A 22,743-nucleotide genomic window follows, 5' to 3' on the forward strand; every position below is an offset into this window, starting at 1 on the left:
CCGGCGCTTAAGGCTACCGGGAATGATGTTATTTTTTACCGGCAACGTGCGCTGCCGGAAAATGTTTTACTCAAAGCGATAAGAGACCGACAGGCCCACGCCATAGTTACGGCCAGGGGCGGGTTCGTAATAGCGATTGTAGCCGGCGTTTACAATCTCTGAACCGACGTACTCTTTATCAAACAGGTTATCGACGCGACCAAAGATGTCCATTCCCCATTTGCCGTAATTGAGTTTATACCCGGTATTCAGACCGACCACGGTATAAGAGGGCGCTTTGGCGGTATTGGTGTCGTTTGCCATCACGTCGCTCATGTAGCGGGCATCTGCCCCCGCGTACCAGCCTTCCTCAGGCTCCCAGCCAAACGACGCATACCCCATGTTACGGGCAATCCCCGGCATCCGGTTGCCGCTACAGTCTGCATTGCTACAGACGTTGGTACGGTAGGTCGCATCGAGATAGGTCCACGCCATTTTCAGCTTCCAGTTTTCGGCAAACTGCTGGTCGAGCGCAATTTCCACACCCTGACGGCGCGTTTTCCCCGCATTTTTGTAGGTAGTGCGACCATCTTTGTTTTCGTCCACCACGATCTCGTTGTCGGTATCCGTGCGGAACAGCGCCGCCGTCAGGATGCCATTGCCGATGCGGGTTTTGCTGCCAATCTCATAGGTGTTGTTGGTTGACGGTTGCAGATTAATATTGAGGCCGCCTTTGCCATCAGAACGGTAGGAGAGTTCGTTGATGGTCGGGGTCTCAAATCCCCGTCCCGCCGCGGCATACAGGTTCCAGGCGTCGGTCACGGCGTATTTCACCGCACCAGCCGGGAGCCATTTATGGTAGCTGGCGTCACCGCTGTCATCGCCGTTTTGCGGGGTAATGTAATGATCGTTGGAGTCAAACCAGACGGAGCTGTAACGCACGCCCGCCTCAACGGACAGCTTTTGCGTGAGCTGCCACTGGGTTTGCAGGTAGGGATCAAGGTTCCACATCAGGTTACGTTCGTCACGGCGTTTGTTACCCTTCACGCCAAAATCCGGCACGCCGTTGTTCATCACGAAGTTTTCATACCCGCGGCGATTTTCACTCATATTTTCGTAGTTAAGGCCGGTGGTAAACGTTACCGGCACCAGCAGCTCGCCGCGGTGGGTCCAGCGGGTATCAATACCCTGATAATGGCGCTGCATATCAATTACGCCGCCCGAATGCGCAGGATTGTCACGCTGAGTGGACGCCGGAATGGACTGGTACTGGGTCATTTCACGCTCACCGGCATACATCATCACGCTGAGGTCGTCCTGTTCGCTCAACTGACGGTCGTAGCGGATCCCGGCCTGGGTCTGCTTAATGGTTTTACGCGTATTGTACTGATCGCCACGGGGTGACTGGCGCGGGTTGTTCTGCCACTCCTGATAACTCAGTCCGCCCGGATCGTTGGCTTTCATGTCCACGCTGTTAAAAATCAGCGTTAGCTTGCTGACATCATCAATGCGCACGCCCAGTTTCGCGTTGGCGAGGTTTTTCCGTGCGCCGCTGTGGTCGCGATAGCCATGGGTGGTGAAACGGGTGGTGGATACCGCATAGTCCACATCCCCCGCCTGAGTCCCGTCGCCCACCGCACCGGTGGCCTTCATGCCGTAACGCCAGGTGCCGTAGCTGCCGTAATAGCTGCTGGCTTCAATTGTGGCTGGCTGTTGTCCGGTCTGGGTGTTGATGTTGATCACGCCGCCGGAGGCATTGCCGTACAGGGCAGAGAAGGGGCCGCGCAGCACGTCGACGCTCTCAATGCTGTTGAGGTCAATGTTAGACGTCTGCCCCTGGCCGTCGGGCATGGTTGCCGGAATGCCGTCCACGTACATGCGGATCCCGCGTACGCCGAAGGTCGAACGCGCGCCGAATCCGCGAACGGAAAGTTGCAGATCCTGAGCATAGTTCTGGCGGTTCTGGATTTGCAGGCCTGGTACGCTCCCAAGGGATTCAGAAAGGTTGATGCGCGGTGTGGCATGTCGCATATCCTCGCCGCTCACCACGCTGACTGCGGCCGGGGTGTCCAGTTCGGAGACGGTTTGCGGCGTGGCGCTGACGATCAGGGTCTGTTCATCCGCGGCCATCGCACTCAGCGGGCTAAAAATGACGGGAACGAAGAGCAGTGGTAGTGATGCCTTACGGGCAGTAATAATTTTCATGGAGTAAACCGGTTAAGAAAAATCGAACCAAATCAACTGGAACCTGTGTATATATGTTAAATCCTTTGTAAATGTTATGAAAACTATAACCGCACATTTCGTGAATGTAAGGTTTTGAAGGAAAGAAATACTCCACATTCAACTCATTAATGATTACTATTCTCATTAAAATAACGGCAAAGCGATGACTTTGCCCACCGGAAGTGATGTCAGCGGTAAATCTCCTCATTTAAAAAGGAATTGTTATGTCTTTACGTCATCTGTGCTCGCCGCGCCTGCGTGGGTCTCTGCTGTTGGGCTCTTTACTGTTTGCCGGTACGTTCCAGGTTCATGCCGCTGAAGAGATTCTGCGCAAAGCGGTCGGCAAGGGCGCGTATGAAATGGCCGTCAGCCAGCAGGAAAACGCGCTGTGGGTTGCGACGTCACAAAGCCGCAAAACCGATAAGGGCGGCGTGGTCTATCGTCTGGATCCGGTCACGCTGGAAGTGACGCAGGCGATTCATAACGATCTCAAGCCGTTTGGCGCCACGATCGATAACGCCACCCAGACGCTGTGGTTCGGTAACACCGTCAACAGCACCGTGACGGCGATTGACGCCAAAACGAGCGAGGTGAAAGGGCGCCTGGTGCTGGACGATCGCAAGCGTAGCGACACGGTGAAGCCGCTTCAGCCGCGCCAGCTGGTGGCCGATGACACGACCAATACGGTGTACATTACCGGTATCGGCAAGGAGAGCGTGATCTGGGTTGTTGATGGCGCAACGCTGAAGCTGAAGGACACCATCACCAACACTGGCACGTTCAGCACCGGTCTGGCGCTGGATGCGAAGGCAAAACGCCTGTATACCACCAATGCGGACGGCGAGCTGGTGACCATTGATACGGCAACCAACAAAATCCTCAGTCGTAAAAAAGTGCAGGATGACGGAAAAGAGCACTTCTACCTGAACCTGAGCCTGGACACTGCCGGCCAGCGTGCGTTTGTGACGGATTCAAAACAGCCAGAAGTGCTGGTGGTGAATCTGAAAGATGGCAGCGTGATGCAGAAAATCGCCGCGCCAGCATCGCTGGCCGTACTGTTTAACCCGGCGCGTAACGAAGCCTATGTGACGCACCGCGAGGCGGGCAAGGTGAGCGTGATTGACGCCAAAACCTACAAAGTGACCAGGACCTACGATACCCCGGTTTACCCGAACAGCCTGGCGCTGTCTGCGGACGGTAAAACGCTGTACGTAACGGTGAAACAGAAATCAACCCGTCAGCAGGAAGCGACCCAGCCTGACGATGTGATTCGTATCGCGCTGTGATGGTGGAATTGCCCGGTGGCGCTGCGCTTACCGGGCCTACAAAACCATGAGATGTAGGCCGGGTAAGGCGAAGCCGCCACCCGGCTTTTTTATTAACGCGAGGTTTCTTCTACCAGCGGTGCGTCGTGCTTTTCATCGTCGTGATGAAGCGGCGCGGTGCTGTGGATCTCGTGAACGCGCTTACGCACGCCGAACCAGCCAGCAATCAGCAGAACCGCCAGCAGTGGGATCGTCGCGATGGTGTAAGTACCGTTCGGGTAGTCAAACGCCATCAGTACCAGCACGCTGAACAGGAACAGCAGGGTGAGCCAGGAGGTCACCGGTGCGCCCGGCATCTTGAAGCACACATCAGCCGCTTTGCCTTCTTTGATCGCTTTGCGCAGACGCATCTGGCAGACCACAATAAAGGCCCAGGAGGCGATAATCCCCAGTGCAGCCACGTTCAGAACGATCTCAAATACGCGGGACGGCACCAGATAGTTCAGGAACACGCCAAAGACGTAAACCACCAGCGTGGCCAGAATCCCCGCATAAGGAACCTGCTGCCTGCTCATCTTCGACATAAACTTCGGCGCAGAGCCTCCCATCGACATGGAGCGCAGGATACGGCCCGTCGAATAGAGCCCGGAGTTCAGGCTGGAGAGCGCGGCGGTCAGTACCACGATGTTCATGATGCTGCCCACGTACGGCACGCCCAGCTTAGAGAAGAAGGTTACAAACGGGCTTTGCCCCGCCTGGTATGCATTCCACGGCAGCAGCAGCACCAGCAGCACCACGGAACCCACATAGAACAGACCGATACGCCAGATCACGCTGTTGATGGCTTTTGGCACCATCGTCTGCGGATCTTTACATTCGCCTGCCGCCGTACCGACCAGCTCGATGGAAGCAAAGGCGAACACCACCCCCTGCACCAGCACCAGCGCAGGCAGCAGGCCGTGCGGGAAGAAACCACCGTTATCGGTAATCAGGTGGAAGCCGGTTGCGTTACCGTCCAGTGGTTTACCGGTACCGAGGAATACGGTTCCGACCACCAGGAAGATCACAATGGCCAGCACCTTCACCAGTGCGAACCAGAACTCCATCTCGGCGAACCATTTCACGCCGATCATGTTCATGGTCCCGACAATTGCCAGCGCCCCAAGGGCGAACATCCACTGCGGCACATCGCCAAACGCGCCCCAGTAGTGCATGTACAGCGCAACGGCGGTGATATCGACGATACCGGTCATCGCCCAGTTAACGAAGTACATCCAGCCCGCGACATACGCGGCTTTTTCACCAAGAAACTCGCGGGCGTAAGAGACAAAGCTGCCGCTGGAAGGGCGGTGGAGTACCAGTTCGCCGAGGGCGCGAAGGATGAAGAAAGAGAAGATCCCGCACACCAGATAGACCAGGGCGAGAGCGGGGCCAGCCATTTGCAGACGTGCGCCTGCACCTAAAAACAGACCTGTACCGATAGCGCCGCCGATGGCGATCATCTGCACCTGACGGTTGCCCATCGCCTTGTGATAGCCCTCTTCATGAGAGTTCAACCAGCGACGTTTCGCAGCATGATGATCGGCTGCGCTTTTATTGCTTGTTTTCATTGAGTTACCTGTTTGCCTGTCTGAACCATTAACGTGATAGTCCTGCCTGGCAGATGCCGAAACAAACGATTGCTTCTGCGCAGACACATGCTGCCTTTCCAGTCATTCTGTGTATGGATAAGGCAAAACATGGCGAGGCATCCTACCCGCAATTGTTAAGCGACGCAAAATATAACCGTGTCGAAAGTGATGCTCGTCGAAGGAAATCGTGTGGTCAGAGCAGACGGCGATCACAACGCGCTGAATCGTGACGTTTTTTTAGGCAAAAAGGTCTGCGAATGCTGATTTAATCATCAGGTTTACTTAATAGTTACTTATAGGTAGAGCATTATGAATGCCGCAGGGCTGCAATAAGTAATGCAAACGCGGTAGTGTGCTGGCGGCGGCTCGGATAGTACAGATGGTATCCCGTAAAAGCCGGGCACCAGGCTTCAAGCACACGCACTAACCGGCTCTCAGCAAGGGCGTCCTGAACCGCATCTTCCGGGACGTACGCCAGCCCCAGACCGTTTTCGGCGGCATCGATGCGTTGCGGCAGGCTGTTGAGGATCAGCTGGCCGTCAACCCGCACGCGCAGCTCACGTCCGTCCCGTTCAAATTCCCAGGCATATAATCCGCCGCGTGTGGGCAGGCGCATATTAATGCAGCGGTGCTGATCAAGCTGCTCCGGCGTTTCCGGTACGCCGAAACGTTGCAAATACTCTGCCGACCCGACGACCGCCATGCGCATGTCCGGCGCAATACGAACGGCAATCATATCTTTCGCCACCTGCTCACCCAGACGCACCCCCGCGTCAAAGCGGCCATCGACAATATCAGTCAGCCCATTGTCCACCGTGACTTCAACGTTGATATCAGGATACTGCGCCATAAAGGGTTTAAGCACAGGCCACAGCACCGCAGACATGGCGTGCTCCCCGGCGGTAAGGCGAATATTCCCGGCAGGTCTGTCGCGGGTATCACGCAGCGCGGTGAGTTCCTGCTCGATCTCCAGCAGATGGGGGCTTAAGCGCATGAAGAGTTGCTCGCCGGCCTCGGTAGGGGCCACGCTACGGGTGGTGCGGGTTAACAGACGGACTTCCAGCCTCGTTTCCAGATTGCGCATTGCGTGGCTGAGCGCCGACTGAGATACCCCAAGCTGCGCCGCGGCGCGGGTAAAGCTGCGCTCCCGGGCGACGACCATAAAGGAAAGCAGATCGTTGAAGTTGTCTTTTAACATGGTGGTTTACTCGATTTATGAAATGAATTCATGGTTCCTTTCTGATTATGCACTCTAATGCTCCCCATGGCTTTACGCTACTGTTAACGCAACAGCAAACGAGGAGTTAATCATGAAAATTATCCGTAGCGGTTCGTTACCTTCCGTTCAGGGGCCAGAGGCCTGGTTTACCGGCTGCGTGCGCATTGACGCGCCTTTCCAGGCGACTGAACCGGCAAAAGTCGGCGGCGCGACCGTCACCTTTGAACCCGGCGCACGTACCGCCTGGCATACGCATCCTCTTGGACAAACGCTGATCGTGACGCAGGGGCGCGGCTGGTTACAGGAGTGGGGGAAAGAGGCGGAACCGCTGAATCAGGGTGATATCGCCTGGATCCCACCCGGCGTGAAGCACTGGCACGGCGCAAGCGCGCAGACGGCCATGACCCATATCGCCATCGCAGAAGCTGTCGACGGGAGCCCGGTGGCATGGCTGGAGAAGGTCACCGACGAGCAGTATCCGAACGAGTAGTCTGGCGTTTCGTAAACAAATTATTAACGTTATGATTCGATCCGTTTTCTTCAGCATGTGCAGGCGGAACGGTGAAAATCAATATCATAGGCACCAGCGGAAGTGGGAAAAGCACGTTTGGCAGGCGAATCGCGGAGGCGCTGGCTATCCCTTACATTGAGATGGACAGGCTTTACTGGCGAGCGAACTGGCAGGGAACACCGGATGATGAGTTTCTTGCAACCCTGGAAAAAGCGCTCGCCGCCTCGCCTGACTGGGTCCTGGACGGGAATTACAACCGCACACGCGACGTTAAGTGGCGCGACGTCGATCTGGTGGTGTGGATAGATCGTGGGTTTATCCGCACGCTCTGGCAGGCGGTGACGCGGGCCTCCAGACGCGCCTGGCACAAACAGGAGCTCTGGCCCGGCACGGGGAACCGCGAAAGCTTTCGTCGGTCGTTCCTTAGCAAGGACTCTATTATCATCTGGACGATCAAAACCTGGCGCAGCAACCGCAAACGATATGAGGCGGATATGCAAAACCCGCAGTACGCACACATTCGCTTTCTCCGCATTACCCGACAGCAGGATGCGGAAAGACTCATTACATCGCTCAAATCACGCCGATGACAGACTCTCTATTGCCGTTTTCCGGCAATCCAAATGTAAATTAATTGTTTCTCAGAGGTGAAATCCACCTTTAATAATGACGACATGTTAAGTCAAACGAGAACGCAACATGTCATGGCGAATCAGCATTCTGGATAAAAGCCCCGTCGCAGAACACGAAACAGCCGCCGATGCGCTGGCGCGAACCTTAGCACTGGCGCAACAGGCAGAAACGCTGGGTTATCACCGCTTCTGGATTGCCGAACACCACAATACCCCGCAGCTTGCCAGCCCCTCGCCGGAGCTGCTGATTGCCTGGATCCTCGGGCAAACAAAACGTATTCGCGTGGGCTCAGGCGGCGTCATGCTGCAACATTACAGCCCCTATAAAGTCGCCGAAAATTTTAACGTACTGGCCGCCATTGCGCCGGGCCGGGTTGATCTGGGCGTTGGCAAAGCGCCCGGCGGTCTGCCGCTCTCTACCCGCGCCTTGCAGCACGGCCTTAATCCGCAGGAAAAAGGCAGCTTTGCTGAACAACTGACGCAGCTCGATCGCTGGATCCGCCCTGAAAATCAGTCGGCGGAGGAGGACGTTCGCGCCACGCCGCTGCCGCCGGTGCCTGCCCGGGGGTTTCTGCTGGGCGCCAGCACAGAAAGCGCGCTGCTGGCGGCCTCCCTCGACTGGCATTTTGTCTTTGCCGCCCATCTGAACGGTGATCCTGAGCTGCTGCGCGAGGTCGTCACAGCCTGGCGTCAACACAGCGTCCGGGAGGTGATTGTGGCCGTGCAGGCCATTGTTGCCCCAACCCAGGCTGAGGCCGATGCGCTGGCGCAGAAGGTTGAAGTGTGGGGCGTGGAGCTGGCAAACGGACAGCGCGTCACCGTCGCCAGCGAAGAACAGGCCTACGCCTTTGCGCGGCAGGCGGGGAGTGAACCGGTGCGCATCGCGCGTCGGGCGCAGTCTCTGCTGGCCGGAACGGCGGCGTCGGTGCTTGAACAGCTCAACGCGTTGCATCAGCAGTGGGGGATTGACGAATTTATCATCGACACGCCGGTCGCTGATGGCGCAACGCGCGTACAGTCCCTGCGACTGCTGGCCGAGGCGCGTCTTAACAGGGAGGTTACCGTATGAGCTTTAGCGAACAACTGATTGCCTGGCGCCGTGAGCTGCACCAGAACCCTGAACTCTCTGGTCAGGAGGTCGAAACAACGGCGCGCCTGCGCGAGTGGCTGACGGCAGCCGGGATTGCCCCGCTGCCTTACGATCTCCAGACCGGGCTGGTTGCGGAGATCGGCACGGGCAACGCACTGGTTGCGCTGCGCGCCGATATCGACGCGTTACCCATCGACGAGCGCAGCGGGTTGCCGTTTAGCTCCCGGCGCGCCGGGGTGATGCATGCCTGCGGACACGACATTCACACCAGCGTGATCCTCGGCGCCGCGCTAAAGCTGAAAGAGCGGGAAGCCTCGCTCAACGGTCGCGTGCGGATCCTGTTCCAGCCAGCGGAAGAGAATTTCGGCGGAGCGAAAAGCATGGTGCGGGCCGGGGCGTTACGCGACGTACGCGCGATTTTTGGGATGCATAACGAGCCGTCACTGCCGGTCGGCGAGTTTGCCACGCGCGGCGGCCCGTTCTATGCCAACGTTGATCGCTTCGTTATTCACGTGACCGGCAAAGGCGCGCATGCCGCACGTCCCCATGAAGGCAACGACGCCATCGTGCTGGCAAGCCAGCTGGTAACCGCGCTGCAAAGCGTAGCCAGCCGTAACGTCAATACGCTGGATTCGGTTGTTCTGAGCGTGACGCGCATCGCCGGGGGGAATACCTGGAACGTGCTGCCGGAAAGCGTTGAGCTGGAGGGCACGCTGCGCACGCACCGCACGGAAGTGCAGCAGAACGTGAAAGCGCGCGTCGGTGAAATCGCCGCCGGATTTGCCAGCGCCTTTAGCGCGCAAATCAACATCACCTGGTACGCCGGGCCCACCGCGCTGGTGAACGATGAGCACTGGGCCGGGTTTGCCACCTCGATCGCGCGCGAAGCGGGATATGAAACCCGGCATGCGGAACTGCACATGGGCGGGGAGGATTTCGCGGTCTATCTGCAAAAAATACCCGGCGCGTTTGTCAGCATTGGCAGCAACAGTCCGTTTGGGTTACATCACCCGGCATTTAACCCGGACGAAGCATTAATCGAACCCGCTGCCCGCTATTTTGCTCAGCTCGCGGAAAAAGCCCTGCAACACGTTTAATTAATTTGAGGTGAATATGTCTGCACATCGTCAATTGCGGCTGGGGACCATTTTGCATGGTGCATCCGGAAATATGTCTGCCTGGCGCCATCCGGCGGCGGTCGCGGATGCCAGCATTAATTTTGATTTCGTTAAAGAAACGGCTTTAAAAGCAGAAGAGGGCAAGCTCGACTTTATATTTGTGGCCGACGGCCTTTATATTAACGAGAAATCCATTCCGCATTTTTTAAACCGCTTTGAGCCGCTGACGGTGTTGTCCGCGCTGGCGAGTATCACCTCGCGCCTGGGGCTGGTCGGCACGTTATCCACCTCGTACAGCGAGCCTTTCACCGTTGCACGCCAGTTCGCCAGCCTCGATCACCTGAGCAACGGACGCGTGGGCTGGAACGTGGTGACGTCACCGCTGGAAGGGTCAGCCAGGAACTTCTCCCGCGAAAAACACCCGGAGCATGCGCTGCGCTACCGCATTGCCGATGAGTATCTCGACGTGGTGAAGGGGCTGTGGGATTCCTGGGAAGGGGATGCCTTTATCCGCAATAAAGAGAGCGGACAGTTCTTTGATGCGTCGAAACTGCATACTCTTGATCACCACGGTGATTTCTTCCAGGTTTCCGGCCCGCTGAATATTGGCCGCACGCCGCAGGGACGTCCGATTGTCTTTCAGGCTGGCGCGTCCGACGACGGTAAAAAGCTGGCGGCAAAACACGCTGACGCCATCTTTACCCACCATGACACGCGGGAAGAAGCCCAGGCTTTTTACCGCGATGTTAAACAGCAGCTGGAAAGTCACGGCCGCCGCGCAGAGGATTTACATATATTCCAGGGCGTCAGCGTGATTGTTGGAAACGACGCCGATGACGTAGAAAACCAGTATCAAACTACGGCGGCACTGGTCTCCATTAATGATGCGCTGAATTACCTCGGACGATATTTCGAGCATCACGACTTCAGCCAGTATCCCCTCGACGCGCCGTTCCCGGATATTGGCGATTTGGGCAAAAACAGCTTCCGCAGCACCACCGATGAAATCAAGCGTAACGCCCGTGAGCGCAACTTAACTCTGCGTCAGGTCGCGCTGGAAGCCGCATCGCCGCGCCCGCGTTTTTCCGGCACACCGGAGCAGGTGGCCGATGGTTTACAGGCCTGGTTCGAAGAGAAGGCGGCGGATGGCTTCATCATTCAGGGCGGCACGCCGGACACCTTCCCGCGCTTTGTTGACCAGGTGGTGCCCGTTTTACAGGCGCGCGGCCTGTTCCGCACCGACTATCCCGGCACCACGCTGCGCGAAAGTCTGGGCTTAGACGAGCCCAAAAATCAGTTCACACAACAATAAAAGAGAAAAACGCTATGCAGAAATCATCGCTTATTCTGGCGCTTGCGCTGGCCTTTACCCCTGCCGTCTGGGCAGAGAACGTCAATATTAACGGCACCGGCGTGAGCATTGAGGCCAATAAAACGCCGATCAATACCGCCAAAAACAGCGATGCGATCGCGCAACTGCCGAAAGACTATCGTTTTGCCGTGCCGGGGAAATTTACCGTGGCGGTGGCGGGACTGAATCAACCGCCACTGACGGTCTTTTCCGACGACAACAAAACTCTGCTGGGAAGTGAGGTCGACATCGCGCGTCTGGTAGCGGACAGCCTCGGACTGGAGCTGAACGTGGTGCCCACCTCCTGGGAGGACTGGCCGCTGGGGGTTGCCTCCGGGAAATACGACGCGGCTATCAGCAACATCACAGTCACTAAAGCGCGCAAAGAGAAGTTCGACTTCGCCACCTACCGCAAGGATTCACTTGGCTTCTACGTGAAATCCACCAGTCCGATTAACTCGCTTGTGAAGGCAGAGGATATCGCCGGGCTGCGCATCATCGTGGGTTCCGGCACCAACCAGGAGGCCATCCTTCTGGCATGGAACGAAGAGAACCTCAAAAAAGGGCTTAAACCCTTTACGCCGATCTACACCAAAGACGACGCGGCCCAAACGCTGGCGCTTCAGTCCGGACGCGCGGACGCCTACTTTGGCCCGAACGTGATCGGTGCCTGGAAAGCGGCGCTTAACGGTAAAACCAAACTTGTCGGCAGCGTCGACGGTGGCTGGCCGAAGGCGGCGCATATCGCGGTGACGCTGAAAAAAGGCAGCGGCCTGGTCGAGCCGGTTCAAACCGCGCTGAACGGCGCGATCAAGAACGGAGATTACGACAAGGTGCTGAACCGCTGGGGGGAAGGCGTGGAGCGTATCCCCAGTTCCGAAGTTAACCCGGCGGGTCTGGGCGATTAAGGAGGCGCTATGCGCGAACAATTTCGTGACGTTTCGCCGGAAGATGCCGATCTTCAGCCCATTATCGAGGGGCTTTTCGGTGAGTACGCCGCTCGTTACGGCGACTACTTTTCAAAGGATGCGGAAGTCGAGCTGACAGAGTGGTACCTGGCGCCGCAGGGGCTGTTTATCGTCCTGGAGCGCGATGGCGAGATCATCGCCACCGGTGCGTACAAGCCCTTCGACGAACATACCGCAGAGATCAAACGCATCTGGACGAATAAAACGCTGCGCCAGCAGGGGCTGGCCGCGCGCGTGGTACAGGAGCTGGAGCGCCGGGCGGTGCTGGCGGGCTACAGCCGCATCTACCTGACCACGGGGTTTCGCCAGCCGGAGGCGGTGCGGCTCTATCTCAGTCAGGGGTATCAGCCGCAGTTCGATCTTAACCGCGATCCGGAAGAGTATAGCCAGCCGCCGTTCGACGGTCGGCTGCGTTTCACCAAGACGCTGATCCGCGAAGCGCTCAGCAAAACCGCATAAGGAGCGACGATGAGCAACGTTGAAACCATAAAAGTGGTCCCGGCACGTTATCCGCTGCGCGCTGCTGGCGCCGTGGTGGCGCTGTTTGTGCTGGCGGTCGTGATCCAGTCCGTGGCCTTTAATCCGCGCTGGGAATGGGCGGTATTTGCCCGCTGGTTCTTCGACCCGGTGATCCTCGAAGGCGTCGGCCAGACGCTGCTGCTGACGTTGATAAGCACCGTACTGAGCGTGGTGATTGGCGGCATGCTGGCGCTGGCGCGGCTCTCGTCATCATGGCTGTTGAGCAGCCTGGCGTGGGGGTACATCTGGCTGTTCCGTTCCCTGCCGCTGATCGTGGTGCTGATTATCCTCTATAACTTCTCCTATCTCTACAACACGCTCTCTCTCGGCGTGCCTTTTACCGGCATTACCTGGGGCAGCTTTGAAACCATCAATGTTCTCGGGCAGTTTTCTACCGCCATCGTGGGGCTGACGCTGGTGCAGAGCGCCTATACTGCGGAGATCATTCGCGGGGGTTTCCTTGGGGTCGACCACGGTCAGTATGAGGCGGCCGCTGCGCTAGGTCTGCCGGCATGGCGTCGCACGGTGCGCATAATTCTCCCGCAGGCGCTGCGCACCATCCTGCCGTCCGGGTTTAACGAAATCATCAGCCTCGCCAAAGGGACGGCGATGGTTTACGTGCTGGCGATGCCGGAACTGTTCTACACGATCCAGATGATCTACAACCGCACCCAGGAGGTGATCCCGCTGTTGATGGTGGGGGCCGTCTGGTATCTGGTGATCACCACCGTACTGTCTGCCATTCAGCATGTTATTGAGCGTGGACTCGCCCGCAGCGAGCGCCGCTCCGCCGTAAACCAGAACCGGGCGGCCAGTCGCGCGCGTTCCGTCACCACTTCGCCAGCACAGGAGCCTGTTCATGCAAGCCTCTCCTGAAGGACATATTTCCATTACCGGCGTCAGTAAGTTTTTTGGCCGACATAAAGCGCTCGATAACGTCACGCTTGAGATCCCGCCGGGCTCCGTGACGGTGATCCTCGGCCCCTCAGGATCGGGAAAATCGACGCTGCTGCGCACCATTAACCATCTTGAGCGCGTAGACGAAGGCTTTATTCAAATTGACGGGGATTACATCGGCTATCGCCGTCAGGGTGACAAACTCTACGAGCTCAAAGAGAAAGAGATCCTCAAACAGCGCGTCAACGTTGGGTACGTGTTTCAGAACTTCAATCTTTTTCCGCATCTCACGGTGCTGGAAAACCTGATTGAAGCACCCATCGCGCATAAAAAGTTCAGTAAAAAAGAGGCTGTTGAAAACGCCTACAGCCTTCTGGATGTGGTAGGTCTGCGCGATAAAGCCGATGCCTGGTCGCGTCACCTCTCCGGCGGCCAACAGCAGCGTATTGCCATTGCCCGCGCGCTGGCGCTGCGCCCGCGCGTGATGCTGTTTGATGAACCCACCTCGGCGCTGGATCCGGAACTGGTTGGCGAAGTGCTGGACGTGATTAAAAAGCTCGCCCGTTCCGGCACTACGCTGGTGGTGGTCACCCATGAGATCGGCTTTGCCCGGGAAGTGGCGGACCAGGTGGTATTTATGGTCGACGGTAAAATTGTGGAGCAGGGCAGCAGCGACGACGTGTTAAACCGACCGTCGCATCCGCGAACGCGCCAGTTCCTCTCAAAAGTGCTGTAAGGAGCGCAGATGAAATATGGACTCCTGGCGGGGCTGGTCTTCACGACGGCGAGCTACGCCAGCATTGATTTAAAGGCCAACGAACAGCCGCTGCCGGTGACGGTTGATCAACAGGCAGTGGCGAAAATCCCGGCGAACTATAAATTTGTTGAGCCGGGTACCCTCACGGTGGCGATTTCAGCCCTGAATTCTCCGCCGCTGGCGCTGCTGGCCAGTGATAACCGCACCCGTATTGGCAGCGACCCGGATATCGCCCGGTTGCTGGCGGGCAGTCTGGGGCTGAAGCTGAAGCTGGTGCCAACGGCGTGGGAAGACTGGCCGCTGGGGATCACTTCCGGGCGTTATGACGTGGCGTTGGTGAATATCGCCGTCACCGAGCAACGTAAGGCGAAGTTCGATTTTGCGACCTATCGCGTCGATTCCCTCGCCTTCTCGGTGAAATCCACCAGCAACGTACAGTCGATCACCCGTGCGAAAGATCTGGCCGGTAAAAAGGTGATTGTCGGGTCAGGCACCAATCAGGAACGTATTCTGCTGGGCTGGAACGAAGAGAATAAAAAGGCCGGGCGCGAGCCTGCGTTGCCGGTTTATCTGACCGACGACGCCTCAGGCAATCTTTATATTCAGTCCGGCAGGGCGGATGTTTTCTTTGGACCGCAGTCCGTTTCGGCCTACAAAGCCGCCTTAACCGGCAAAACCCGCGTCGTGGGATTAGGGCCGAAGAAAGCCTATGTCGCCACCACAACCAAAAAAGGTAATGGGCTGGTGTATGCGTTGCAGGCTGCGCTGGACGGTGCGATTAAGCGCGGGGAGTATCAAAAGGTGCTGGCGCGCTGGGGGGAGGCGGGCGAAGCGGTGACGTCTTCTGACGTTAACCCGCCCGGGATAACCTACTAATGGTGCTCTACACTTAGGGTTTTCATCCCTGAGGGGGCAACATGATCAAACTCTATGGCGTACCCGGCTGGGGATCGGCAATCAGTGAAGTGATGCTGACTCTGGCAGACATCCCGTATCAGTTCGTCAACGTGGACGGGTTTGACCAGCCCGGCCCGCAGCGCGAATTGCTGTTGAAACTGAACCCGCTGTGCCAGGTGCCGACGCTGGAGCTGGAAAACGGGGCGATCGTGACGGAAACCGCAGCGATCGCCCTGATGGTGCTCGACAGACGTCCCGACCTCGCGCCGCCCGTAGGGCAGGCCGAGCGCCAGCAGTTTCAGCGCCTGCTCATCTGGTTTGTGGCGAACGTCTATCCCACCTTTACGTATGCAGATTACCCGGAACGCTGTGTGCCTGATGCCCCGGAACAGCTGAAGAAAAATTGCATTGAGTACCGAAAATCGCTCTATCTGTGGTTCGACAGCCAGCTCAGCGCCTCGCCGTTTGCGTTTGGCAAACAGCTGACGCTGCTTGACGTCTATATTGCCGTTGCGCGTACCTGGGGGCCACGTCATGAGTGGTTTGCCACTAACACGCCTAATATTACCGCCGTCGCGGATGCCGTCTGCGCGCTGCCGGAACTGCACAAGGTGCTAAAAGCTAACGATATAATCTGATAACGTGGAACGCTCACCTATAAAAGGAGCCCTGCCCATGCCACACGTTGATATCAAATGTTTTCCACGCGATCTGACTGACGAACAAAAAACGGCCCTGGCGGCGGATATCGCCGAAGCGATCGCCCGTCATCTGAACAGCAAAGATCGCTCAATCTCCGTGGCGCTTCAGGAGGTTCAGGAAGCTGACTGGAAGGCGCAGGTCTGGGATACCGAGATCGGCCCGAAACTGGATGAACTGATTAAGAAGCCCGGTTATTCGATGTAACTTGCCTGCCGGGTGGTGCAATATCACCCGGCGCTCCTCGCTTTTATTCCCTTTCGCAAAAATCGATAATAAAAACCATAACGATTCCGCTACAATTCATCCTTCCGAACAATATTCGTTGAATCAGCAGGTAAGCACTGCAACTGCACCAGATTAAGTACAAATTAGTAAAAGGATAATTTTTCCATGACAAAATTACCTCAGTTTTCACTCGCCTTTATTCATCCTCGTTACTGGCTCAGCTGGGCAGGCATTGCCGCGCTCTGGTGCACGGTTCAGCTTCCGTACCCGCTGCTGTTGAAAACAGGTCACGGGCTTGGGCGTCTGGCTATGCGCCTGCTTCCACGCCGCGTGGAGATCGCCAGACGAAATCTTGAGCTTTGCTTCCCTGATATGAAAGAGGACGAGCGCGAGCGTTTACTTGAGCGTAATTTTGAATCGGTTGGAATGGGCGTCATCGAAACCGGGATAGCGTGGTTCTGGCCAGACTGGCGCGTACGGAAACACTTTAGCGTGACCGGCTACGAACATATGGAACAGGCGCGGGCGCAAGGAAGGGGCGTGGTGCTCATTGGCATGCATTTTCTCACGCTGGAATTAGGCGCACGCATCTTTGGCATGCTCAACGCGGGTATTGGTGTGTATCGTCCCAACAATAATGCGTTGCTCGACTGGCTGCAAACGCGCGGTCGTCTGCGTTCCAATAAAACCATGCTTGACCGCTATGACCTGAAGGGCATGATCCGCGCGCTGAAGCAAAACGAGATCCTGTGGTATGCCCCGGACCACGACTATGGCAAAACGAATAGCGTGTTTGTGCCGTTTTTTGCCGTCCCGGACGCCGCGACAACTGCCGGGAGCTACATGCTGGTGAAAAGTGCCAGACCGGCCGTGATCCCGTTTGTACCGCGCAGAAAAGCAGACGGCACAGGGTATGAGCTGATTATTCTGGAGGATATCAGCGATACCTTGCAGGGAGGCGATAAAGCGTCGGTGGCCACGCAAATGAACAGAGCAATTGAGCGCGCCGTGATGATGGCGCCTGAGCAATATATGTGGCTGCATCGCCGGTTCAAAACCCGCCCTGAAGGCCAGCCGGACCGGTATAAACGCAAAAAACAGGTCGCGTCTACTGCAAGAACCTTTTCTGCCAGCGATATTTCGGACCGGTCGAGTATCCAGCAGTAGCCCGGCAGGGCGGATGCCGGTGCGCTCCGCCCTTTATAAATCCTGCCGCGCTGGATAGAATTACCGCATCCATATTGACGGGATGCCCCACATGACCGGAAGAGTCGATTATCATCTAGAAAAATACGTCCTCACCGAAGCCGGCGAGCCGGAACGTCTGACGCGCCAGTGGGCCGAGGTGATGCGCGAATGTCATGACCAGAAATCCGGGGCAGAAGAGCGGCTGCGTCTCGCGCTGCTGAATGTGGATTATGTGACCAGCTTTGAGCTTCCCTTCCGGTTACTTCTTACCCGTGCACCGCAGCTGATTGATAGCATCAGAAATGAGTTTCAGCTCAGTCAAAAAAATGTCCTGTTCAACGGGAAGCGGTTTGGCTGCGTCTACAGCCTTAAACGGGATTTGAACGGCATTCCCGATGAATTTACCTACCACCTGAAGACCCGTATTCAGCGGATCGATGCGTCCGGCGGTTCGGAAGTGCCTTACCGGCAAATCGCTCAGCAGGTGAAAGCCCCCCGCGAGCGCCTCCAGCTGGCGCTGGAACAGGGGCTTGCGGTCACCGCGCTTGACGGGCTTTTCTGGTTTGGCCTCCAGCGCATAGCCGCCGAGGTGCAGCGGTTAAGGAAGACCGGGATGAGAATAGTGACGTCCGATACGGAGGTGTTCGACACCCTTACCGGAACAACACGGCGCATTCCGGTTTATCATCTTGAGAACGCTGCCGCTACTTAGCCTGGAGCAGGATCGCCAGCAGCCCAGGAAAGCGGGCGTCCAGATCCTCTCTTCTCAGTGAGATCATATTCTCGCGCCCCTGCGGGCGCTGCCAGATCACGCCGCTGTCGCGCAGCACGCGCCAGTGGTGAGTCATAGTGGATTTCACCACCTCTTCCGGGCGCAGCGCGTTACAGCTCAGTTCGCTGCCGTCGGCCAGCCTGCGGATAATCGCTAATCGCAGCGGATTGCCGAGGGCGAACAGCACATTTTCCAACACTATTTGTTCAGGTTCCGGGTGGTTTGGGATCATCGTTTTCCTGCGTCTCGCGTGAGATTGAGCTATATCAACAATAGGTCAACCGTTAAAAAATAGTTCGATAATACTCGTACAATAGGACTATTATAACAAACGAACGAACCCGCGACCATCCCGGTCGTCACAAACCAGTCATGAAGACTTAAGGAAATATCATGCCCCGACCCATTCCACTCGAACGTTATCGCAACATCGGTATCTCCGCGCATATCGATGCGGGCAAAACAACCACCACTGAGCGCATCCTGTTTTACACCGGGATGAGCCACAAGCTGGGTGAAGTACACGATGGCGCGGCAACCACCGACTGGATGGCGCAGGAGCAGGAGCGCGGGATCACCATTACGTCGGCGGCGGTAAGCTGTTTCTGGCCCGGTATGGACAGAGGCTTTGAACCGCACCGCATCAATATTATCGACACCCCCGGGCACGTGGATTTCACCATTGAGGTGGAACGTTCCATGCGTGTGCTCGACGGCGCGGTGATGGTCTATGACTCCGTCGGTGGCGTGCAGCCGCAGTCGGAAACCGTCTGGCGTCAGGCGAATAAATATCACGTCCCGCGCCTGGCATTCGTCAACAAAATGGACCGCCCGGGTGCGGATTTCTTCCGCGTGGTGCGGATGATGCAGGAGCGGCTGAAAGCCAATCCGGTCCCGATTGTGATCCCCGTGGGGGCAGAAGAGCACTTCACCGGCGTGGTGGATCTCATCAGGATGCGAACCATTCTGTGGGATGATGCGACGCAGGGCATGGCGTTTAGCTATGCGCCAGTGCCTGACGATCTGCTGAGCACCGCCCAGGCGTGGCGAGAAAAAATGGTTTCGGCTGCGGCAGAAGCCAGCGATGAGCTTATGGATAAGTACCTTGAGACGGGCGAACTGGATGAAGCGGAAATCATCAAAGGGCTGCGGATCCGGACTATCTCCGGCGAAATACAGCCCATGCTGTGCGGCAGCGCCTTCAAGAACAAGGGCGTGCAGCGCATGCTCGACGCGGTGATTGAATTGATGCCTTCTCCACTGGACGTGCCCGCTATTGATGGGGTAGACGAAGACGGACAGCACGCCGAGCGCCACCCAAGCGATGATGAACCGTTCTCGGCGCTGGCCTTCAAGCTGATGAGCGATCCGTACGTCGGCCAGCTGACCTTCATCCGCGTCTATTCCGGCATACTGCGTAAAGGCGACGCGGTGTACAACCCGGTGAAGGGTAAGAAAGAGCGTATCGGGCGCATCGTGCTGATGCATGCCAACGATCGCCATGAGGTGGACGAGCTGCGTGCAGGGGATATCGCAGCCTGTGTCGGGCTGAAAGACGTCACCACCGGTGACACGCTGACCGACCCGAATGCGGTGATCACCCTTGAACGGATGGAGTTCCCGGACCCGGTTATTTCGCTGGCGATTGAGCCGAAAACCAAGGCCGATCAGGAGAAAATGGGGATCGCCCTACAGCGCCTGGCGGCGGAGGATCCGTCGTTTCGCCTGCACACGGACGAAGAGTCCGGACAGACCATTATCTCCGGGATGGGCGAGTTGCATCTGGAGATCATCGTTGACCGCATGAAGCGTGAGTTTGGCGTTGAGGCGAACATTGGTCGTCCGCAGGTCACCTACCGTGAAACTCTGCGTAAAGCGGTGAAGGATATTGAAGGTAAATTTGTCCGACAGTCCGGCGGGAAAGGGCAGTACGGTCATGTGGTCCTGAGCCTTGAGCCGTTAGCCGCCGGGAGTGGTTTTGTGTTTGAAGATGCCACCAAAGGCGGGGTGGTGCCGCGGGAGTACATCCCGTCGGTGGAAAAAGGCTTGCGAGAAGCCATGAATACGGGAGTGCTGGCGGGCTATCCGGTGGTGGATGTGAAAGCGACCCTGACGTTTGGTTCCTACCATGACGTTGACTCCTCGGAGATGGCCTTCCGCATGGCGGCGATCCTCGGCTTCAAAGAGGGCGCACGGCGGGCGGATCCGGTTATTCTTGAGCCGGTGATGCACGTTGAGGTGGAAACGCCGGAAGAGTACGCCGGGAACATTATGGGCGATCTCTCCTCCCGTCGCGGCCTGGTGCAGGGGATGGCAGAGCAGTACGGCAGCCAGATTATTCGCGCTGACGTCCCGCTGGCTGAGATGTTTGGCTACGCCACCACGCTGCGCTCGATGTCCCAGGGGCGCGCGACGTATACGATGGAATTCCATCATTTTGCGGAAGCTCCGCGGAATGTGGCGGATGAGATTATTGCGAAGCGTGTGAAGAGTTAATTAATTGCACATGGTAGTCATTTGGCTACCATGTGCCTTTATTATTACGACAGGGAGTTTATGCCTGTTACTTAATTAGCGTCGCCGATCGCACTTTCCATTTTCCTTGCTCTTCAACGAGACAATCTGCAATAACATGATCTTGCTTCTTACCAAATGCGACATAGACGTTTGTGCAAACGGCGTCAAAATCAGAATGTAAGACGGTTATCTGATTCCAGTCATCATCCCAGTCCTGCGCTTTGATAAACATATCCGCATCGGGCATATCTTTGTCGTTACTGTCGCCAGAGTACATTTCTTTAATTGCTGCAATGGTCCCTGAGGCTACGTACTCGTTCATAATGTCTGGATTGAGTACGGGTGGTTTGTTCTGATCTAACTGCGCTATATACCATTGATTGAATTTAAGCGCCACTAGCCCCGGTGCATAGGTGGTTTCCGCGCCCGCTAAGGAAGACAGGATGAAAAGTAAAAAGAAGAGTGGCTTCGATGACATAATGTGCCCAATTACCGATGCTTTTTGCTTGAGCATTTTATTTGGAATATAAAATTTCGCCATATCTATCCAGGACATTAATATTTCCTTAACGGGGAATTGCTAACTCAGCAACTCAAGAAATATCCTCCGTTCTACAACGCAGTGGTAAACATAAAATGCCATAGAAATTTTATATAATTCAGATGGGTATAATTAAAAAATCATTCCAGCGCCTTCACCATTTTCCCGCTCGCGACAAACGTACCCGCACCCAGATGATGCAGCGTATTCAGCTTATCCCCGTCAAACTGCCAGCGTCCGGCGACAAATGCGCGTTCATCCGCCGCGGCGGAAACCACTTCGCCAAACAGAGTGTCATATTTCTCTGCCGCAGAGGTTACAGGTAATAACCGGCACTCCATCCACGCCAGACATTTCTCTTCTATAACCGGCAGGCCAAGCTCAGGGCCATAAATAACCGGGATCCCGTAGCAGTTGAATTTATCCTCGTCGCGCCCGCTGACGCTGCCGACCGCCCAGGTCCAGTTGGCTGCCGCCACGCCGGGGATCACAATGCCGAATTTCCCGCTGCGTTCGATCAACTCCCGTGACCACGCGCTTTTGTCTACCACAATCGCGATACGCGGGGGCTCAAATTCCACCGGCATAGACCATGCGGCGGCCATGACGTTGCGACGATCGATGGTCTCATCCCGGCTGGTGATGAGCACAGTTGGACCGTGATTCAGAAGACGGCTGGCATGGCGTAATTCAACAGGGCGAAAGTGGTTCATAGGATCTCCTCATGTACACGATGAGTATGACGAAAAAGCACTTTTGCGCATATGCATAAGGGAAAATAGTTTATAAACAGGGGATATCACATCCTGGAGCAAATCATGTCCCCATTTCTGAGTGCTTATTTCGCCCGCACGGGCTGGCAGCAGCCCGTACAGGTTGATATCGATACCCTGCGGGGGCTGCATTTACACCATAACTGCGCGATCCCTTTCGAAAATATTGATGTCGTTTTGCCGCGTGAAATCCATCTGGACGACGGGTGTCTGGTGGATAAACTGGTTACCGCGCGTCGGGGGGGGTATTGCTTCGAGCAAAACGGCCTGTTTGAGCGGGTGTTGCGCGAAGTCGGGTTTACGGTGCGCAGCGTGCTGGGGCGGGTTGTGCTGGCTAATCCGTCGCAGATGCCGCCACGTACGCACCGGTTGCTGCTGGTTGAGCTGAACGGCGAGCGCTGGATCGCCGATGTGGGATTTGGCGGACAAACGCTGACGGCGCCGATTCGTTTGATCGCCAACGAGGAACAGGAAACCCCACACGGCAGTTATCGTTTGCTGAGCGAGGGTAACGACTGGGTACTGCAATTCCGCCATCACGAGCACTGGCAGTCGATGTACCACTTCGACCTGGCGACCCAGTACTTCAACGATTACGTGATGGGAAACTTCTGGTCGGCGCACTGGCCGCAGTCCCATTTCCGTCATCACCTGCTGATGTGTCGCCACCTGCCGGACGGGGGCAAGCTGACGCTGACCAACTTTAATTTTACCCACTGGCAGAACGGGCATGTGGAGGAGCAGATCCATTTGCCGGATGCGGAGGCGCTGTATGAGCTGATGCAGGCGCGGTTTGGCCTGGGCGTTGATGACCCGAAGCACGGCTTTACCCTGGCCGAGCTGACGGCCGTGATGGCGGGGTTTGATACGCATCCACAGGCAGGTAAATAGCCCGGTGGCGGCTACGCCTTACCGGGCCTACAGCGGCTTGAAACGTAGGTCGGGTAAGGCGAAGCCGCCACCCG

21 protein-coding genes and 1 pseudogene are annotated in these 22,743 nt (G+C 56.7%); 16 read left to right on the forward strand and 6 right to left on the reverse strand.

What is annotated here, in order from left to right:
* Positions 1 to 66: 66 nt before the first annotated feature.
* Positions 67 to 2,184, reverse strand: coding sequence for a TonB-dependent receptor PqqU (gene pqqU / locus ACOTYH_RS08255; protein WP_252064842.1), 2,118 nt, complete (start codon positions 2,182 to 2,184; stop codon positions 67 to 69).
* Positions 2,185 to 2,429: 245 nt separating this feature from the next.
* Between pqqU and ACOTYH_RS08260 the strand changes: the two genes are divergently transcribed.
* The gene (locus tag ACOTYH_RS08260) at positions 2,430 to 3,491 is read left to right on the forward strand and encodes a YncE family protein (RefSeq protein ID WP_063413182.1); all 1,062 of its coding nucleotides are present in this window, start codon (positions 2,430 to 2,432) and stop codon (positions 3,489 to 3,491) included.
* Positions 3,492 to 3,583: 92 nt separating this feature from the next.
* On the opposite strand, the gene ansP is transcribed toward ACOTYH_RS08260, so the two are convergent.
* Both ansP and ACOTYH_RS08270 read right to left on the reverse strand, forming a co-directional pair.
* A complete protein-coding gene (gene ansP, locus ACOTYH_RS08265) occupies positions 3,584 to 5,080 on the reverse strand; it encodes an L-asparagine permease (protein WP_421637668.1) in 1,497 nt (498 codons plus the stop codon).
* Positions 5,081 to 5,408: 328 nt separating this feature from the next.
* Positions 5,409 to 6,299, reverse strand: coding sequence for a LysR family transcriptional regulator (locus tag ACOTYH_RS08270; protein WP_015570455.1), 891 nt, complete (start codon positions 6,297 to 6,299; stop codon positions 5,409 to 5,411).
* Between the two features lie 112 nt (positions 6,300 to 6,411).
* Between ACOTYH_RS08270 and ACOTYH_RS08275 the strand changes: the two genes are divergently transcribed.
* The 13 genes and pseudogenes from ACOTYH_RS08275 (at position 6,412) to ACOTYH_RS08335 (ending at position 17,887) form a co-directional block, all read left to right on the forward strand.
* Positions 6,412 to 6,810, forward strand: a complete 399-nt coding sequence (locus ACOTYH_RS08275; RefSeq protein ID WP_015570456.1) for a (R)-mandelonitrile lyase — start codon at positions 6,412 to 6,414, stop codon at positions 6,808 to 6,810.
* 71 nt (positions 6,811 to 6,881) lie between these two features.
* Entirely contained in the window at positions 6,882 to 7,421 is a 540-nt protein-coding gene (locus ACOTYH_RS08280; protein ID WP_421637669.1) for a shikimate kinase, read from the forward strand.
* Positions 7,422 to 7,530: 109 nt separating this feature from the next.
* Positions 7,531 to 8,532 carry an LLM class flavin-dependent oxidoreductase gene (locus tag ACOTYH_RS08285; RefSeq protein ID WP_032653686.1) on the forward strand — a complete coding sequence of 334 codons (1,002 nt, stop codon included), beginning with the start codon at positions 7,531 to 7,533 and terminating at the stop codon, positions 8,530 to 8,532.
* Entirely contained in the window at positions 8,529 to 9,650 is a 1,122-nt protein-coding gene (locus ACOTYH_RS08290; protein ID WP_421637670.1) for an amidohydrolase, read from the forward strand. Before ACOTYH_RS08285 ends, ACOTYH_RS08290 begins: the two co-directional genes overlap by 4 nt.
* 16 nt (positions 9,651 to 9,666) lie before the next feature.
* Positions 9,667 to 11,930 (forward strand): annotated as a pseudogene (locus tag ACOTYH_RS08295) (NtaA/DmoA family FMN-dependent monooxygenase).
* A gap of 9 nt (positions 11,931 to 11,939) precedes the next feature.
* Positions 11,940 to 12,449 carry a GNAT family N-acetyltransferase gene (locus ACOTYH_RS08300; protein WP_015570459.1) on the forward strand — a complete coding sequence of 170 codons (510 nt, stop codon included), beginning with the start codon at positions 11,940 to 11,942 and terminating at the stop codon, positions 12,447 to 12,449.
* A gap of 9 nt (positions 12,450 to 12,458) precedes the next feature.
* Positions 12,459 to 13,385: an amino acid ABC transporter permease gene (locus ACOTYH_RS08305; RefSeq protein ID WP_421637671.1), complete on the forward strand. Its 927-nt coding sequence runs from the start codon at positions 12,459 to 12,461 to the stop codon at positions 13,383 to 13,385.
* Positions 13,369 to 14,142, forward strand: coding sequence for an amino acid ABC transporter ATP-binding protein (locus ACOTYH_RS08310; protein WP_017693375.1), 774 nt, complete (start codon positions 13,369 to 13,371; stop codon positions 14,140 to 14,142). Before ACOTYH_RS08305 ends, ACOTYH_RS08310 begins: the two co-directional genes overlap by 17 nt.
* Before the next feature lie 9 nt (positions 14,143 to 14,151).
* Positions 14,152 to 15,039, forward strand: a complete 888-nt coding sequence (locus tag ACOTYH_RS08315) for a transporter substrate-binding domain-containing protein (protein ID WP_017382289.1) — start codon at positions 14,152 to 14,154, stop codon at positions 15,037 to 15,039.
* A 41-nt stretch (positions 15,040 to 15,080) separates the two neighbouring features.
* On the forward strand, positions 15,081 to 15,698 hold the full coding sequence (locus ACOTYH_RS08320) for a glutathione S-transferase family protein (protein WP_421637672.1): 618 nt from the start codon (positions 15,081 to 15,083) through the stop codon (positions 15,696 to 15,698).
* A gap of 37 nt (positions 15,699 to 15,735) precedes the next feature.
* Entirely contained in the window at positions 15,736 to 15,966 is a 231-nt protein-coding gene (gene pptA / locus ACOTYH_RS08325; protein ID WP_003857012.1) for a tautomerase PptA, read from the forward strand.
* A gap of 186 nt (positions 15,967 to 16,152) precedes the next feature.
* Positions 16,153 to 17,154 carry a Kdo(2)-lipid IV(A) acyltransferase gene (locus ACOTYH_RS08330; protein WP_032648397.1) on the forward strand — a complete coding sequence of 334 codons (1,002 nt, stop codon included), beginning with the start codon at positions 16,153 to 16,155 and terminating at the stop codon, positions 17,152 to 17,154.
* A 91-nt stretch (positions 17,155 to 17,245) separates the two neighbouring features.
* Positions 17,246 to 17,887, forward strand: a complete 642-nt coding sequence (locus tag ACOTYH_RS08335) for a DNA-binding protein (protein ID WP_063413188.1) — start codon at positions 17,246 to 17,248, stop codon at positions 17,885 to 17,887.
* Here the strand turns inward: ACOTYH_RS08335 and ACOTYH_RS08340 are convergent.
* Positions 17,880 to 18,179 (reverse strand): ArsR/SmtB family transcription factor, encoded by a 300-nt coding sequence (locus ACOTYH_RS08340; RefSeq protein ID WP_000612740.1) that lies wholly within the window; start codon positions 18,177 to 18,179, stop codon positions 17,880 to 17,882. The genes ACOTYH_RS08335 and ACOTYH_RS08340 overlap by 8 nt on opposite strands.
* Positions 18,180 to 18,340: 161 nt before the next feature.
* Here ACOTYH_RS08340 and fusA point away from each other — a divergent pair, with 161 nt between their 5' ends.
* Positions 18,341 to 20,443, forward strand: a complete 2,103-nt coding sequence (gene fusA, locus ACOTYH_RS08345) for an elongation factor G (protein ID WP_045911766.1) — start codon at positions 18,341 to 18,343, stop codon at positions 20,441 to 20,443.
* Between the two features lie 67 nt (positions 20,444 to 20,510).
* Here the strand turns inward: fusA and ACOTYH_RS08350 are convergent, their stop codons facing one another.
* Together ACOTYH_RS08350 and ACOTYH_RS08355 are read right to left on the reverse strand one after the other, a co-directional pair.
* On the reverse strand, positions 20,511 to 20,942 hold the full coding sequence (locus ACOTYH_RS08350) for a DUF3828 domain-containing protein (protein ID WP_032620331.1): 432 nt from the start codon (positions 20,940 to 20,942) through the stop codon (positions 20,511 to 20,513).
* Between the two features lie 203 nt (positions 20,943 to 21,145).
* The gene (locus tag ACOTYH_RS08355; protein WP_039270701.1) at positions 21,146 to 21,718 is read right to left on the reverse strand and encodes a flavin reductase family protein; all 573 of its coding nucleotides are present in this window, start codon (positions 21,716 to 21,718) and stop codon (positions 21,146 to 21,148) included.
* 105 nt (positions 21,719 to 21,823) lie between these two features.
* Between ACOTYH_RS08355 and nhoA the strand changes: the two genes are divergently transcribed.
* On the forward strand, positions 21,824 to 22,669 hold the full coding sequence (gene nhoA, locus ACOTYH_RS08360) for an N-hydroxyarylamine O-acetyltransferase (protein ID WP_032671177.1): 846 nt from the start codon (positions 21,824 to 21,826) through the stop codon (positions 22,667 to 22,669).
* Positions 22,670 to 22,743: the final 74 nt, after the last annotated feature.

The organism is Enterobacter cloacae complex sp. SHL001 (assembly GCF_049236825.1).
Lineage (GTDB): Bacteria > Pseudomonadota > Gammaproteobacteria > Enterobacterales > Enterobacteriaceae > Enterobacter > Enterobacter hormaechei_C.

What these genes read in the sequence shown, in the direction of transcription:
- pqqU (WP_252064842.1), bottom strand. Translation starts at nt 2,184, where the DNA reads ATGAAAATTATTACTGCCCGTAAGGCATCACTACCACTGCTCTTCGTT.
- ACOTYH_RS08260 (WP_063413182.1), top strand. Translation starts at nt 2,430, where the DNA reads ATGTCTTTACGTCATCTGTGCTCGCCGCGCCTGCGTGGGTCTCTGCTG.
- ansP (WP_421637668.1), bottom strand. Translation starts at nt 5,080, where the DNA reads ATGAAAACAAGCAATAAAAGCGCAGCCGATCATCATGCTGCGAAACGT.
- ACOTYH_RS08270 (WP_015570455.1), bottom strand. Translation starts at nt 6,299, where the DNA reads ATGTTAAAAGACAACTTCAACGATCTGCTTTCCTTTATGGTCGTCGCC.
- ACOTYH_RS08275 (WP_015570456.1), top strand. Translation starts at nt 6,412, where the DNA reads ATGAAAATTATCCGTAGCGGTTCGTTACCTTCCGTTCAGGGGCCAGAG.
- ACOTYH_RS08285 (WP_032653686.1), top strand. Translation starts at nt 7,531, where the DNA reads ATGTCATGGCGAATCAGCATTCTGGATAAAAGCCCCGTCGCAGAACAC.
- ACOTYH_RS08290 (WP_421637670.1), top strand. Translation starts at nt 8,529, where the DNA reads ATGAGCTTTAGCGAACAACTGATTGCCTGGCGCCGTGAGCTGCACCAG.
- ACOTYH_RS08300 (WP_015570459.1), top strand. Translation starts at nt 11,940, where the DNA reads ATGCGCGAACAATTTCGTGACGTTTCGCCGGAAGATGCCGATCTTCAG.
- ACOTYH_RS08305 (WP_421637671.1), top strand. Translation starts at nt 12,459, where the DNA reads ATGAGCAACGTTGAAACCATAAAAGTGGTCCCGGCACGTTATCCGCTG.
- ACOTYH_RS08310 (WP_017693375.1), top strand. Translation starts at nt 13,369, where the DNA reads ATGCAAGCCTCTCCTGAAGGACATATTTCCATTACCGGCGTCAGTAAG.
- ACOTYH_RS08315 (WP_017382289.1), top strand. Translation starts at nt 14,152, where the DNA reads ATGAAATATGGACTCCTGGCGGGGCTGGTCTTCACGACGGCGAGCTAC.
- ACOTYH_RS08320 (WP_421637672.1), top strand. Translation starts at nt 15,081, where the DNA reads ATGATCAAACTCTATGGCGTACCCGGCTGGGGATCGGCAATCAGTGAA.
- pptA (WP_003857012.1), top strand. Translation starts at nt 15,736, where the DNA reads ATGCCACACGTTGATATCAAATGTTTTCCACGCGATCTGACTGACGAA.
- ACOTYH_RS08330 (WP_032648397.1), top strand. Translation starts at nt 16,153, where the DNA reads ATGACAAAATTACCTCAGTTTTCACTCGCCTTTATTCATCCTCGTTAC.
- ACOTYH_RS08335 (WP_063413188.1), top strand. Translation starts at nt 17,246, where the DNA reads ATGACCGGAAGAGTCGATTATCATCTAGAAAAATACGTCCTCACCGAA.
- ACOTYH_RS08340 (WP_000612740.1), bottom strand. Translation starts at nt 18,179, where the DNA reads ATGATCCCAAACCACCCGGAACCTGAACAAATAGTGTTGGAAAATGTG.
- fusA (WP_045911766.1), top strand. Translation starts at nt 18,341, where the DNA reads ATGCCCCGACCCATTCCACTCGAACGTTATCGCAACATCGGTATCTCC.
- ACOTYH_RS08350 (WP_032620331.1), bottom strand. Translation starts at nt 20,942, where the DNA reads ATGTCATCGAAGCCACTCTTCTTTTTACTTTTCATCCTGTCTTCCTTA.
- ACOTYH_RS08355 (WP_039270701.1), bottom strand. Translation starts at nt 21,718, where the DNA reads ATGAACCACTTTCGCCCTGTTGAATTACGCCATGCCAGCCGTCTTCTG.
- nhoA (WP_032671177.1), top strand. Translation starts at nt 21,824, where the DNA reads ATGTCCCCATTTCTGAGTGCTTATTTCGCCCGCACGGGCTGGCAGCAG.